This is a genomic window from Rhizobium sp. L43 (assembly GCF_002531725.1).
Lineage (GTDB): Bacteria > Pseudomonadota > Alphaproteobacteria > Rhizobiales > Rhizobiaceae > Rhizobium.
The window spans coordinates 81,748-95,864 of record NZ_NWSQ01000010.1 but is presented as its reverse complement, the minus strand read 5'-3'; the positions used below and the strand labels follow the sequence as shown (position 1 = coordinate 95,864).

Here is a 14,117-nt window from a genome sequence, read left to right as displayed (position 1 = left end):
GACAAGCACAGGAATGACGGAGGAGAGGTGGTTGCCATTGCCGCCAACCTAGCAGGGAGCCAACAGTTCCATCTATCCCAGCGCCGCCTTCGCTCTTCCCCCACTCACCCAGACAAAACCCTCCCCTCCCCAGCCACCAGCGCAAAATAAATCCGCTCCACCCGACAGGCCGCACTTCTGGCGCTCGCCTCATAGCCCGCCGCCGGCCATCCCAGCCGTGGGCTGCCATCGGCCGCGATCAGCCAGTACCAGCGCTCGTCGGATCCGGTCAGATTGATCCTGAAAATCCGCCCCATGCAGGCATCGCCGTCAAAGCCGATGAAATCGTCGCCCGGCTTTTCCTTCCACGCGTGGCGCCATTTGCCCCTGGGCCGCTCGCCGCTGATGATCATTTCCCAGCTCTTCCAGCCGTTATAGTCCGATCGCGCCGTCAGCGAGCCGTCATAGGGTTTCCGGTCGAACGCCATGCAGCCTTCCAGAAAGACAGCGACCGACTCGCAGACAACACTCCACGCTTCGTCCTGGCGTGATGTCAGCCTGTAGGCGAGTTCATCGGACACATTCCGCAACGCCTGTGCGATCGCCAAGGCGACACCTTCCCTGGTGGCCGGCCGGCCGTTCGCCTTGATGTCGAGATAGGTGCAGAGGAAATCGGCCGCGTCGCCGGCAATCGCGTCGATGACATCAAGCTTCCGGCGCTTGCCGATCTCATAGCCGCCGAAATCCCGGATCCGGCGCTGTGTCTGGCGGCGAAGGACATTGTTGAGGAACGACCTTAACAGCGTTCCGATATCGTCTTGCATGCGTGGTCCTCTCCTCGCGAGGATGTTTTCTGCCGCATGGTTTCGTGAATGGCTCCCGCCCGAGCCAGTGAGAGTCAGAGCAATTGCGGACGCAAACTGCGACGCGCCATTGCCTGATTTGTTTAGATCAGCGTCGGTTCCGGATCGTCCTCGACTTCCTCGATGATCTCAGGCCCGTCATTCCTCGGCGAGCCGACGCCGCGGCCGATCTTCCACATCGTCATCAGCTCGGCCGGGAACGGTGTCATGAGATCTCCGGGATCGGGCTCAGCTGACAGCCACCTCTCGTAATCCTCGCGATGCAGAATGACGGGCATGCGGTCGTGAATCGCCGCCATCATCTCGTTCGGCTCGCAGGTAACGATGGCGAAGTTGCGGATCGACACCGCATTGTCGTCCTTCCACGTCTCCCAGATCCCGGCGAGCGCAAAGGGAGAGCCGTCCTTCATCGCGATGGCATAGGGTTGCTTGTTCTTGCCGGTGCCGTGAATGTCCTTCCATTCGAAGAAGCCGTTGATCGGCACCAGGCAGCGGCGCGACCGGTATGCCGAACGGGACATGCCGTTGGAGCCGATCGTCTCGCATCGAACATTGACCGGCGGCGGCCTGCCGCCGGGCTTGGCCCAGGGAGGCATCAAACCCCAGCGCGCAGTCACGAATATCGGGCCTGACGTATCGGGTTCGCGGATGATGTCCCTGATGATGATAGGATAATCTTGCGACGGGGCGCCATTCCAACGGGGAAAGCGGTTTCCAAGCCCGTCGATATCCCCGCCCTTGACGGCAAGGGCGAAATTGCTGATCAGTTCTTCAAGCGATGTCTTGACGAAGATGCGTCCGCACATAAGCTCTCTCTACCGGCTGAGAATATTAGATGTTCCGATTATGTTCTCAGCCCGGCCATCGTCAACAAAGCGTCAGTTGTGCTCCTTCAACAATGCCCTTGGCCGCTCGGATCTCGGACGCGAGATCCTTTTGCGTTGAGAGCCATTCGCCGCACAGAAGGACAATGGCTGCATTCCTGTGACAAGCTCGGGAATGACCGAGGAGAATTGGCGGCCTTATGTCGAGGCTGAGAGAGAGCCGGTTCGACGCAACAATCAACCCATTGCGAAACCGGCAAAACTGGCGGAGAAGCAATCCCGGAGAGTTTCTCGATGAAGGAACCGGAACGCCCATGCCAGAACTCCGCATCGACCCCTTCCCCTCCGCCGCCGAACTCAACACCCTTTGGTCCGCCGCCTGGGGCACCCCGGCCCCGCGCGACTTCACGCCCATCCTCTCCCGCAGCCTCGCCCATATCGGCGCCTACCACGACGACAGGCTTGTCGGCTTCATCAACGTCGCCTGGGATGGCGGCATCCATGCCTTCATCCTCGATACATCGGTCCACCCCGACATGCGAAGGCAAGGCATCGCCACGCGGCTGGTCCGGGAGGCGACAAGGGTTGCGCGGGAGCGCGGCGCCGAGTGGCTGCATGTCGATTTCGAGCCGCACCTGACCGGCTTCTACCGCGCCTGCGGTTTCAGGCCGACGAAGGCAGGACTCATCAAACTCATGTGAGGTCTCCCGCGTGGGAAGCCGGAACAAGTCGAAGCCAGAACCAACCTGCGATAGTGACGCGGATGGTCGTACGGCACGGCACCGGCAAAGACCTCGCTGAAAGCACAATCTTCGCGAGAGCATCCTACCCGAAAATGAAAGGTAATGCCATTTAGGAGACCAAAGTATGTCTTTGAGTTCTCAAATTAAAATTTGTTTCCACAGTGTTTCATCCTTAATTTTTCATAAAAAGGCAATGAAAAGACACAATTTTGCATTGAAAACTTAATCGGGGATCGGCATAGATCCCCGAGGGGTTGTCGTCCGCTGAGCAATAAAACAGTTCTTTCGCGGATGTCTCATATTGCCGAGTACAACGCATCTTTTGGGGAAAGACATATATGGCCTTGAATATTCTGGACACGAACGGCGCCACAGTTACCAAGACCGGCGCTGAGTTCGAAGCTTACGACGTTATCCGCGACTCTGAAGCCAGCCCCCTCGCCGCCGTCACCCTCGCCATCTCAGATTCCGGCGTGGCAGATCTGGCCGACGAATTGGGCTCGGTTTCCGCGAATGTGACCGGCTCGAGCGGTGACAACACGATCACGACGGGCGCCGGAGACGATCTGATCCAGGGCGGAGTTGGCAATGACGCGCTGAATGGTGGGGATGGCAATGACATGCTTTGGGGCGACGTCGGAAATGACGTCATCAGAGGCGGCGCAGGCAACGATACGATCTCCGATGATGACCGCTTCAGCTTTACCCCTGCGGTCTATAACATCGATGCGGGCGACGGCAACGATGCCATAACCGTGGATACATTCGTTTCACTGTCCGGAACGATCGATGGCGGCGCCGGGATCGATACGCTACGTGCCCCGTCGCTGCTGGGCCTGACGATTAAGAACATCGAAATCCTTGAAACGGCGGGCGTTTGGGTCGCCGGTTCAAGCGCGCAGCTCGAAAGCTTTGACAAGATCGTCTGGTCGACCGATTCCGTCCACAATTTTAATCCCTCATTGGCACTGACGGACAGTGCCCACCTCGATCTTTCCGACGAGTTGGGAGATCGCGGATCTTTCATCCACGGCTATGCCTCCGGTATTGATGTCAAGACCGGCGGCGGCGACGATGAGTTTTTTGGCACCGACGGCAACGACATTTTCGACGGCAGCGGCGGCAACGACATCATCAATGGCGAGGCCGGCAATGACAAACTGACCGGGGGTGCCGGCAACGACACCATCAATGGCGGCGCCGGCATCGATACCGCGATCTTCTCAGGTAATTTCGCCAATTATTCACGCACCGACCAATATCCAGCTGTCGAAAACCGCCCTGTCCGAGGACACGCCGATTTGGACCACGGTCGGCCTGCTCAGCGCCAAGGACGCCGATGGCGACACCCTGACCTACACACTGCTTGACGGCGCCGACGATCACTTCCGGATAAAGGGCAATCGCATCGTCACCTCGAAGGCACTGGACTACGAGACGGACAAGTCGCACACGATCAAGGTCGCCGTTTCCGACGGCAAGGTCACGGTCGAGAAGGACATCACGATCAACGTGCTCGACGTCAACGAAGCGCCGGTCAACAAGGCGCCGACCAACCTCTCCTTCTCGCGCAGTTCGATCTCCGAGAACGTCTCGATCGGCACCTCGGTCGGCCTTCTCTCGGCAATCGATCCTGAGGGTAGCGCCGTGAAGTGGCGGCTGACGGATGACGCGGACGGCATCTTCAAGCTCGTCGGCAACAAGATCCAGACCAAGGCTGCGATCGACTTCGAAAGCACCCATAGCCTGACCTTCACCGCCGAAGCCTATGACGCGGCCGGAAACGTCACCAGCCACGATTTCACGCTCGCCGTGAAGGACGTCTTCGAGCTGTCGGTTTCGAACTTGTCGCATGAGGCGTTGATTTAGCCGCAACACCGCCATTGCTCGAAACAGATCTACCTCCTGCAACGGCTCGGAAAAATTAGGCAAGCCGACAGAAAGCGTCGGCGCACCCGTTTGAACGAGCATTACCGGGAACGGAAGAAAAGACACCAACCGTTCTGACAGAGCGCAATGCATCTTCTGGAAAGTTAAAATATGGCTTTGAATATTCTGAACGTGTACGACGGGCCTGTTACCAAGACTGGCGCTGAATTTGAAGCGTATGACGTCATCCGCTACTCCGCCACTAGTCCCCTCGCAAGGATCGCTCTGTCAGTCTCCGACTCCAGCACGGCAGACCTTGCTGACGAGTTGGGTTCGGTCTCGGCAGACGTGTTCGGCTCGGACAGTGCCAATACGATCACAACAGGCGGCGGCAACGACGCCATTTCCGGTCGTGCCGGCGCAGACACTCTGAGTGGTGGAGCCGGAGACGATTTGATCGACGGTGGCGATGGAAATGACGCCCTTTTTGGTGGCGAGGGTAGCGACCAGCTCTTTGGCCACCTTGGAGACGACATCATCCGTGGCGGCGCGGGCGACGACACGATAGAGGATGGTTTTTATTATTCTGTTAACCCTGAGGTCTTCGACATTGACGCGGGCGTTGGCAATGACACCGTGAGTTTATCAAACAGCATCAACGCCAGCGTGTCCGGAACCATCGACGGCGGCGACGGTGCCGACACGCTGCGAGCCAGCTTTCTTACTGGTCTGACGATCAAGAATTTTGAGGTTCTCGAGGCTGGGGAACTCGGAGTTACAGGATCGGCCGCACAATTTGACAACTTCGATAAGATTGTAGCCCAGAACAGCAACTCTGACATCGTCTTGAGGCTGTCGGGCAGCGCACATACCGACCTTTCCGGCAAATTAGGTACTAGCGGAGTCCAAATCTATGCGGCGGTTACCAGCATCGATGTTACGACGGATGCGGGCAATGACCAATTATCAGGTACCGATGGCAATGATGTTTTCGATGGCCGCGCCGGCGATGACGTCCTCAATGGCTATGGTGGAGATGACGCGCTGACCGGCGGTGAAGGTAACGACCAAATCAACGGCGGCTTCGGGAAGGATGTCATAAGGGGTGGAGCAGGCGACGATTCGATCTTCGATGGTGAATCTTTCGGCGTTTACCCGGAAGTCTTAGAGATCGATGCGGGCGAGGGTAACGACGCCATAATCGTGCAGACATCCGGTGGCGTGCTGTCCGGAGCGATTGATGGCGGCAGCGGGATTGATATCCTGCGTGCTCCTACGCTAACGGGCCTAATGATCAAGAACGTTGAAATCTTTGAAACGTATGGCTACGTGATCGCCGGTTCGTCCGCGCAGTTCGAAAGCTTCGACAAGATCGTCTTTGCGAACAATTCCACCGACAACTATGCCGTCTTGTTGTCATTAACGGACGGCGCCCACCTCGATCTTTCCGACGAACTGGGGGATCTCGGTGCTGTTATTGCCGGCGATGTCTCTGCCATTGACGTCAAGACCGGCGGCGGAGACGACGAGTTTACGAGCACCCACGGCAACGACATTTTCGACGGCGGCGCGGGCCTCGACATGGCAGTTTTCTCCGGCAATTTCGCCAACTATTCCTTCGCGATGAACAACGGCGATCATATCCTGACCAGCGCCCTGGAAGGCAAGGATACGTTGATCGACGTCGAATTCGCCCGTTTTGCCGATGGTGTCTATGACTTCACCACGCAAACCTTCACGAGCACCAATAACGCACCGACCAATATCCAGCTCTCAAAAACCGCCCTGTCCGAGGACACGCCGATCTGGACGACGGTCGGCCTGCTCAGCGCCAAGGACGCCGATGGCGACACCCTGACCTACACACTGCTTGACGGCGCCGACGATCACTTCCGGATAAAGGGCAATCGCGTCGTCACCTCGAAGGCACTGGACTACGAGACGGACAAGTCGCACACGATCAAGGTCGCCGTCTCGGACGGCAAGGTCACGGTCGAGAAGGACATCACGATCAACGTCCTCGACGTCAACGAAGCCCCCGTCAACAAGGCGCCGACCAACCTCTCCTTCTCGCGCAGCTCGATCTCCGAGAATGTCGCGATCGGCACCTCGGTCGGCCTTCTCTCGGCAATCGATCCTGAGGGTAGCGCCGTGAAGTGGCGGCTGATCGATGATGCGGACGGCATCTTCAAGCTCGTCGGCAACAAGATCCAGACCAAGGCTGCGATCGACTTCGAAAGCACCCACAGCCTGACCTTCACCGCCGAAGCCTATGACGCGGCCGGCAACGTCACCAGCCACGATTTCACGCTCGCGGTGAAGGACGTCTTCGAGCCGTCGGTTTCGGCCCTGTCGCATGAAGCGCTGATCTAAACGCCGAGGGATGGCGGTTGGACGCAGAGATGCGTCACCGATGATCTCGACAAAAGGTGGGACTTCCCTTGCGGTGAGTCCCACCGGCCGAACTTGCTGGTGATCGCCACAAATACCAGCCGGAGACGGCAAGGCCCAGCCGCTCCCGGGCAACCCCTTTCCAAAATGCCGCTGCACCTCGACGCCCGTTTCAGCTATGATTCCTCACTCATCGGAGGAGAGCCGCATGCGTCTGCCCACATTCATTCTCGCCCTCGCCGTGTCGGCGCTCGCAGCCTTGCCCGCATCGGCGGAGACCTACAAGACGCCGAAGGCGCTGCTCAAGGCGCTCTACAGCTACAACACCGACAACAGCGATGCCGAGGCGCCCTCGCCCTATTCGGTCTTCTTCTCCGACCATCTGAACGGGCTCCTCCAGGCCGATCTCGACAACACGCCGGAAGGTGATGCCGGCGCCATCGATTTCGATCCTGTCATCGCGGGCCAGGATGGCGTGGCGAGCGACGTCAGGATCGGCCAGCCGATCCTGCTGGATGACAAGGCCGAGGTGGAAGTGGAGTTCGAAAACGGCCAGGAGGTCACACTCTTCTATAGCCTGGTGCGCGAACACGGCGGCTGGAAGGTGGACGACATCGCCAACCAGAAGGGCGATAATCCGTGGAGCCTGAGCGGGTTGCTGGGGGATGCGCAGTAAGGGGCTGATGAGAGCTGGTCGTCTGTCTGCTGCCACGTCTCTCCGCCTCATCCTGAGGTGCCCCGTAAGGGGCCTCGAAGGACGGGGCGGCCACCTGCGTCTCATCTCCGATATCGGCATACACCCGCCCTCGTGGTTCGAGACAGACCCTACGTTCATCGATTCACTGGATCGATCGCTCCGCTTCGCGGATCGCTTCTCACCCTCACCATGAGGGCTGATCGCGGTGCCTCTATATTCCCGACAGGCCCCGGCAAAATCCATGCCCGGCTATCGAATCTGCCGCTCATCTCATTCCGGCACAGAATCCCGATATGGCACAGCCGTGCAAGAATCCGCTAACTCTTCCTCAAGTATCTGAATCTTCGGCGTTTCCCGCCATCGATGCAGGCATGCCAAAATAATCCCGCTTGCCTTTTGCCCGAAAAGCTGGCACCAATTCACCTACTCGGGCATTTGCATGCCGGTGACTGGACTGATGTGGTAATCCCTTCCGTTTGGAAGGCGGCGCGGGACTACCCGCCTACGTAGACGTTCTTTCCCCGTACGTGACTTCTCCGACTGACCCTTCGTCCCAATCAATCGGGGCGAAAGCTAAAGCCGTCCGCTTCCTCTCGGGGGCGCGGATACTACACAGACTAAGGGAAAAGGACGATCCCAATGGCCACCAAGGGCACCGTAAAATTCTTCAACCAGGACAAGGGTTTTGGTTTCATCACGCCGGACGGCGGCGCTAAGGACGTTTTCGTCCATATCTCTGCGCTGCAGGCTTCTGGCATCCAGTCGCTGCGCGAAGGCCAGCAGGTTACCTTCGACACCGAGCCGGACCGTATGGGCAAGGGCCCGAAGGCCGTCAACATCTCGGCTTCGTAAGTCAGATTTCCGCTCACGCGGCATGAACGGCGCTCCGCAAGGGGCGCCGTTTCTGTTTCGTGTCGACCGGCAGTCATTTGTCGATCGCACGGCCAAGTGTTATATGCGCGCTGATGGATGATCCCGCCCGTAGGGCGTAGACCGCGCGATGCAATGGCACCATGCGAACCAAGGAACAATGGAACGTCGATGACGTATAGCAGGCCGATTTTCGCCGTGGCCCCGATGATCGACTGGACGGATCGGCATTGCCGCTATTTCCACCGCCAGATCAGCCGGCAGGCGCTGCTCTATACCGAGATGGTGGTGGCCGATGCGATCATCCACGGCCCGCGCGACCGGCTGCTCGGCCATGACGCCGCGGAGCACCCGCTGGCGCTGCAGCTCGGCGGGTCGGACCCCAAAAAGCTTGCCGAGGCGGTGACGATCGCCGAGCCCTATGGCTATGACGAGATCAACCTCAATGTCGGCTGCCCCTCCGACCGCGTGCAATCAGGCACCTTCGGCGCCTGCCTGATGCTGACGCCGGAAACGGTGGCCGAGTGCATCGCCGCGATGAAGAGGGTTGCGACCGTGCCGGTGACGGTGAAATGCCGGATCGGCGTCGACGAGCAGGAGCCGGAACAGGCGCTGCCCGAGCTGATCACCCGCGTCCTCGATGCCGGCGCCGACGCGATCTGGATCCATGCGCGCAAGGCCTGGCTGAAGGGCCTGAGCCCCAAGGAGAACCGCGAGATCCCGCCGCTCGATTATGAGATCGTCTACCGGATGAAACAGCGCTGGCCCGATGTCTTCATCGGCATCAATGGCGGCATCCGCACGCTGGATGAAGCCGCAGCCCACCTCGAACATGTCGACGGCGTCATGCTCGGCCGTGCCGCCTACCAGAATGCCGCCATCCTTGCCGACATCGACCAGCGCTTCTTTGGCGCGCCGGCAGCCGAACCGGACTGGGAGGCGCTCTGCGGCCGGATGATGGCCTATGCCGAACGCCATATCGCCAGCGGCGGTCGGCTGCAGCACGTGGCCCGCCACATGGTCGGCCTCTTCACCGGCCTGCCCGGCGCCAGGCGCTACCGCCAGATCCTCTCGACCGACGCGGCCAAAGGCGGTGCCGGGCCGCAAGTGCTGGCCGCAGCCTTTGCCGCGGTGGATTTTTCAGGGACGGAACAGGAGGCAGTCAGCGCCTGACGCGAAGTGGTGTTTTGTCATGGCGCCGATGCGGCGTCATGAGCGCGCCATCGGCAGCAAAATCTTCTTCTCGATCCGGCCCGCCACCGAAAACACCAGGATCTCCGTCTCCCTGCCGATCCGGCTGCCATCCATCAATCGGACGATATCATCGACGCCGCCGACCGGGCTGCCGTCGATGGCGAGGATATAGTCGCCCTCCTGCAGCCCTCCCTTTGCCGCCGGCCCCTCCGGCTCGACCCGCCGAATGCGAACGGAGGTCGTCTGCGCCGTGCCCGCGGCAAGCGCCACCCGGCGCGGCAGCACGATGGTGTCGCCTGATATACCGATGAAGGCACGCCGCACCTGGCCGTAGCGGAGAATCTCCGAAACGACGAAATTGGCGGTATTCGACGCCACGGCAAAGGCGATGCTCTGCGCGCCCTGGATGATGGCGGTGTTGACGCCGATGACCTCGCCGCTGGAAGACACCAGCGGCCCGCCTGAATTGCCGGGATTGAGCGCCGCATCGGTCTGGATGACATCTTCCATCAGCCGGCCGCTGGCCGCCCGCATCGACCGTCCAAGCGCCGAGACGATGCCGGCGGTAACCGTCCATTCGAAGCCGAGCGGGTTTCCGATCGCGATGGCGATATGGCCCCTGCGCAGGCGCTGGGAATCTCCGAGCTTCGCCCAGGCGCCGGTGCTGGTATTGGCGCGAATGAGGGCGATATCGGTATCCACATCGCGGCCGAGCACCCGACCCTCGGTAACGAAGCCATCGGGCGTGGTAATGCGAACGGCCTTGGCGTCGTCGACGACGTGGCTGTTGGTGATGATCAGGCCATCAGGCGAAATGGCGAAGCCCGAACCATGCCCCTGCCGGCCACCCACCCTCTCGATCCGGCTGACCGCCGGCCCGACGATGTCGACTGCTGCTGCGACCGATTGCGAATAGGCATCGATCAACGCCCCGTCATCCTGGGGCGCGATGTCCTTGTCCATGTAACCCATTGTTTGATCCTCAGGCGGCAGTAACGGCCGTTCCGCCGCCGGCGAAGCGGTCGCGGTTGCGACGGTTTGCCATGGTGCTGTTGTGTGAGGATTAGATGGTTGGGCGTCGATCCGCGTTCAAGTGAGCGCCGGGGGCTGCCTGCAATGCGGCATCCTCCAACGTCCTTCATCCTGATGAGGCGCGCGAAGCCTATGACATGCGCAGCGCCGCTTCGCGCATATCGCCTCTGACAGCCGAGCACCCGCCTCGCCTTTCGAGGCTCCGGCCCTTGGCCTGCGCACCTCCGGGGAGGCTCTCTTGAGCGAAGTATCCCGGTCCAACACAAAATTCTGTTATGTCAATTGAATATAAAGAATAGCTTGATGATAACATCAGCATATTCCAACCTCACCCCGCGCAGCCGTGCCTATGGCCTTGTCAATTTTGCCGGCAACGGTGCAAATTTCAGCCCGCCTTCATCCAATCCAACCCAACCAAGGGAGTCAAAAGATGAGCACAGTCACCACCAAGGACGGCGTCGAGATCTTCTACAAGGATTGGGGGCCGAAGACCGCCCAGCCGATCATGTTCCATCACGGCTGGCCGCTCTGCTCCGATGACTGGGATGCTCAGATGCTGTTCTTCCTCGAGAAGGGCTACCGGGTCGTGGCCCATGACCGGCGCGGCCACGGCCGCTCCACCCAGGTGGGCGACGGTCACGACATGGATCATTACGCCGCCGATGCCGCAGCCGTCGTCGAGCATCTCGATCTCAGGAACACCATCCATATCGGCCACTCCACCGGCGGCGGCGAAGCGACCCATTATGTCGCCCGCCATGGCCAGCCGCAGGGTCGCGTCGCCAAGCTCGTCATCATCGGCGCCGTGCCGCCGATCATGGTGAAAACGGATGCCAATCCCGGCGGCCTGCCGATCGAGGTCTTCGACGACCTGCGCAGGCAGCTCGCCGCCAACCGCGCCCAATTCTATCGCGACCTGCCGGCCGGTCCATTCTACAGCTTCAACCGGCCGGGCGCGAAAGTGTCGGAGCCAATCATCAACAATTGGTGGCGCCAAGGCATGATCGGCGGCGCCAAGGCGCATTACGACGGCATCAAGGCGTTTTCGGAAACCAACTTCACCGAAGACCTGAAGATCATCACCGTGCCGACCTTCGTCATGCACGGCGACGACGACCAGATCGTGCCGATCGCCGACTCCGCCCTGCTCTCGTCCAAGCTGCTGCAGAACGCGACGCTGAAGGTCTACGAGAAATTCCCGCACGGCATGTGCACCACCCATGCCGACATCATCAATCCCGACATCCTCGCCTTCATCAAGGGTTGATCTGTGATGTTGCCGGGCGCCACGAGGGCGCCCGGCTGTCACGATGGCTTTGACACGGGCCACGTCGATCGATTGACGGCCAGTTACGCATTTTCCCATGAAACCGTTTTCGCCGATTTGCGTTTAGCGGCCATGACAAGAGAACGTGAACCCTCATCAAAGGCTTATCGGCAGGATCGCTTCGAAAACACCGAGCGAGCCGCCAAGGAAACTATCGAGGCGGAGCAGAGGGCTCGCCGGGAGAAAACCAAGCGGCTGAAGGAGCTGCGCCTGTCGCAGCAGAGCGGCAAGGACCCCGCAACCAAGTAGATCTCCCCCTGTCGCGCCGATGCGCCCATGGATCTGATACCCATGCCGCCCCCCTTGTCGGCATCTTCCCGCGCGTCACGAATTGTTTTTGTATTTCAGACTTTCGCCCGTCTTGCAGAGCCAAGATCGCGAAATTATCTTTTTTTTCGATAGCGATTCACGGCATCGAAAAAGGGGCAGATCGCGATGTCAGACAAGCTGTTCAGTACGCGTGACGAACCGCTCGCATCCGAAGACCTTGATGTGTGCAGGCGTGTCCACGAAGCCCTCTGCAACGGGCTCAATATCGACAGATCAGGCGCGGAAGCCGACCGCCTCGGCGCTCTCATCATCGAGCTTTACCGGCAAGGTGTGCATGACGAGAACCAGCTTCGATTGCTGGCCGGTGGAAGATGAGGCTGATAACGCGCCATCCGCATACGCTCAAATTTAGCATTTGCTCCAGTCTCCGGCAGGGACGCGCCTCTGCATCGACGGGCGTCGGCCAAAGCGCCGCCTTATCCCATCCGTTAGCGGATGCGCACATACATCGCCCCATCCATCCCAAAATGAAACCAATTCCCTTCCGCTGCGTTATCCCTCCGATACATCCGTTTACCCAAGGTGAGTGAAATGAACAGATTGGCCATTATTGCTCTGTCGATAGCGACGGCCTTCTCCGGAATGCCGGCCTCGGCAGGTCCGGCCTTCGTGCCGAGCCCGGTGCAATCAGCGGCCCAGCCCGGGCCAGGAAATACCGATGCCCGGATCATGACTGTCGGCTGCAATCCATACTCCATCGTCTGCTCCAACTATGGCGACACCCGCAGATACTCCCGCGACCGACACTATCGAGGCAACCGCGACTATCGAGGTGACCGCCACTATCGAGGTGACCGCTACTATCGAGATGATCGTTACGGCTGGGATCGCCGCTACGATCGCCGATATCGCCGTCATGACAATAGCGGCGCCATCATCGGCGGCCTGGCCGCCGGCGCCATCATCGGTGGCATCATCGCCTCGCAGCCGCGCGCCTATTCTTCACGTAGCTACAGCTCGCACGCCGAATATTGCTACAGCCGCTATCGGTCCTACCGCGCCTATGACAACACCTACCAGCCGAACTACGGCCCGCGCCGCCAGTGCCGCTAGTCCGGTCCATCCATCAGAGCAAGCCTCGCATGAAGATGCGGGGCTTTTTGATGGCCGAAAGCCCCTGCACGGCTTCCAATCGCCGGCCGGTCGTGCTTGCCTGAGCGGCCAAGATTGATTGGTTAGGCGGCACAAACCTAAAGCAATTCCAGGAAAAGTGTGAAGCGGTTTTCCGTCCGGAATTGCGCGAAAACAAAGAGATAGAGCATTTTTGTGATTCGAAGAAAAACGGAAATGCTCCAGGCACAAAATGACATCTGGAGATCCAGCAAAACCAGCCGGCCGCATCGTCCTGCTGCCGCCGGATCAGGAAAACCTGTCGGGCTTCGAAGCGGCGCTCGCCGCCGGCTGGTCTCCCGATCCGCGCCGCGCCGGCGACGCAGCCTATATTCGCGGCGAGCTCCAGCGGCTGCGCCAGGACAGATCGCGGTTTCTCGACGATCTCATTGCGGATGGCAGGCGGCGCGCCGGATCGGCATCGCCGCCGCTGACCACCCGTCTGTTCTGGATCTCGGACGGCGAATTCTGCGGCAGCATCAGCCTGCGTTTTCAACCAGGCACCGAGGAGCTGCCGCCCGACGTGTCGGGCCATTTGGGATATTCCGTCGTGCCGTGGAAACAGCGCAATGGCCACGCGACGACCGCCCTCACTCTACTTTTGGCCGTGGCGGCAGAGGAAGGTCTCGACCGCCTCACCATCCTCTGTAACTACAACCACGCCTCGCGGCGCGTGATCGAACGCAATGGCGGCGAATTGTTCATGCGCGGCCCGCATTCCTCCGATAGGCCCGATCAGATCAAACTGTATTTCTGGTTGAAGCCCGGAGCCGCCGACTGACGTGAAATGCGTGGCGGATTTCCAGACGGACGGAGCACAAGCCTTGCCTGCTTTGCTCCGTCACCGTCCCGTCAGCCTGGGGCGGGCTGAGTGCTGGTCCCGGTATC

The 14,117-nt window shown here is 60.1% G+C and carries 13 protein-coding genes and 1 pseudogene; 11 read left to right on the top strand and 3 right to left on the bottom strand.

What is annotated here, in order from left to right:
• Window positions 1-104 precede the first annotated feature (104 nt).
• Together CO667_RS14850 and CO667_RS14845 are read right to left on the bottom strand one after the other, a co-directional pair.
• A complete protein-coding gene (locus CO667_RS14850) occupies window positions 105-803 on the bottom strand; it encodes a hypothetical protein (protein ID WP_097619086.1) in 699 nt (232 codons plus the stop codon).
• A gap of 122 nt (window positions 804-925) precedes the next feature.
• On the bottom strand, window positions 926-1,648 hold the full coding sequence (locus CO667_RS14845; RefSeq protein ID WP_097619085.1) for an SOS response-associated peptidase: 723 nt from the start codon (window positions 1,646-1,648) through the stop codon (window positions 926-928).
• Window positions 1,649-1,980: 332 nt separating this feature from the next.
• On the opposite strand from CO667_RS14845, the gene CO667_RS14840 reads away from it, so the two are divergent.
• The 6 genes and pseudogenes from CO667_RS14840 to dusA all read left to right on the top strand — a co-directional run bounded on the left by CO667_RS14840 (window position 1,981) and on the right by dusA (window position 9,409).
• A complete protein-coding gene (locus CO667_RS14840; protein ID WP_097619084.1) occupies window positions 1,981-2,367 on the top strand; it encodes a GNAT family N-acetyltransferase in 387 nt (128 codons plus the stop codon).
• Between the two features lie 380 nt (window positions 2,368-2,747).
• Window positions 2,748-4,278 (top strand): annotated as a pseudogene (locus CO667_RS14835) (cadherin domain-containing protein).
• Between the two features lie 171 nt (window positions 4,279-4,449).
• The gene (locus CO667_RS14830; protein ID WP_097619083.1) at window positions 4,450-6,651 is read left to right on the top strand and encodes a cadherin domain-containing protein; all 2,202 of its coding nucleotides are present in this window, start codon (window positions 4,450-4,452) and stop codon (window positions 6,649-6,651) included.
• A 226-nt stretch (window positions 6,652-6,877) separates the two neighbouring features.
• The gene (locus CO667_RS14825; protein WP_097619082.1) at window positions 6,878-7,345 is read left to right on the top strand and encodes a DUF3828 domain-containing protein; all 468 of its coding nucleotides are present in this window, start codon (window positions 6,878-6,880) and stop codon (window positions 7,343-7,345) included.
• A 660-nt stretch (window positions 7,346-8,005) separates the two neighbouring features.
• A complete protein-coding gene (locus CO667_RS14820) occupies window positions 8,006-8,218 on the top strand; it encodes a cold-shock protein (protein WP_003540801.1) in 213 nt (70 codons plus the stop codon).
• A 189-nt stretch (window positions 8,219-8,407) separates the two neighbouring features.
• Window positions 8,408-9,409 (top strand): tRNA dihydrouridine(20/20a) synthase DusA, encoded by a 1,002-nt coding sequence (gene dusA / locus CO667_RS14815; protein WP_097619081.1) that lies wholly within the window; start codon window positions 8,408-8,410, stop codon window positions 9,407-9,409.
• Window positions 9,410-9,445: 36 nt separating this feature from the next.
• Here dusA and CO667_RS14810 read toward each other — a convergent pair whose 3' ends face one another.
• Entirely contained in the window at window positions 9,446-10,402 is a 957-nt protein-coding gene (locus tag CO667_RS14810; protein ID WP_097619080.1) for a trypsin-like peptidase domain-containing protein, read from the bottom strand.
• A gap of 490 nt (window positions 10,403-10,892) precedes the next feature.
• Between CO667_RS14810 and CO667_RS14805 the strand changes: the two genes are divergently transcribed.
• From CO667_RS14805 to CO667_RS14785, 5 genes are all read left to right on the top strand, one after another.
• Window positions 10,893-11,729, top strand: coding sequence for an alpha/beta hydrolase (locus tag CO667_RS14805; RefSeq protein WP_097619079.1), 837 nt, complete (start codon window positions 10,893-10,895; stop codon window positions 11,727-11,729).
• A 72-nt stretch (window positions 11,730-11,801) separates the two neighbouring features.
• Window positions 11,802-12,038: a hypothetical protein gene (locus CO667_RS14800; RefSeq protein ID WP_179874152.1), complete on the top strand. Its 237-nt coding sequence runs from the start codon at window positions 11,802-11,804 to the stop codon at window positions 12,036-12,038.
• A gap of 186 nt (window positions 12,039-12,224) precedes the next feature.
• Window positions 12,225-12,434 carry a hypothetical protein gene (locus tag CO667_RS14795; RefSeq protein WP_003580016.1) on the top strand — a complete coding sequence of 70 codons (210 nt, stop codon included), beginning with the start codon at window positions 12,225-12,227 and terminating at the stop codon, window positions 12,432-12,434.
• A 216-nt stretch (window positions 12,435-12,650) separates the two neighbouring features.
• Window positions 12,651-13,172 carry a BA14K family protein gene (locus CO667_RS14790; protein WP_097619077.1) on the top strand — a complete coding sequence of 174 codons (522 nt, stop codon included), beginning with the start codon at window positions 12,651-12,653 and terminating at the stop codon, window positions 13,170-13,172.
• A gap of 250 nt (window positions 13,173-13,422) precedes the next feature.
• The gene (locus CO667_RS14785) at window positions 13,423-14,010 is read left to right on the top strand and encodes a GNAT family N-acetyltransferase (RefSeq protein ID WP_097619076.1); all 588 of its coding nucleotides are present in this window, start codon (window positions 13,423-13,425) and stop codon (window positions 14,008-14,010) included.
• Window positions 14,011-14,117 lie beyond the last annotated feature (107 nt).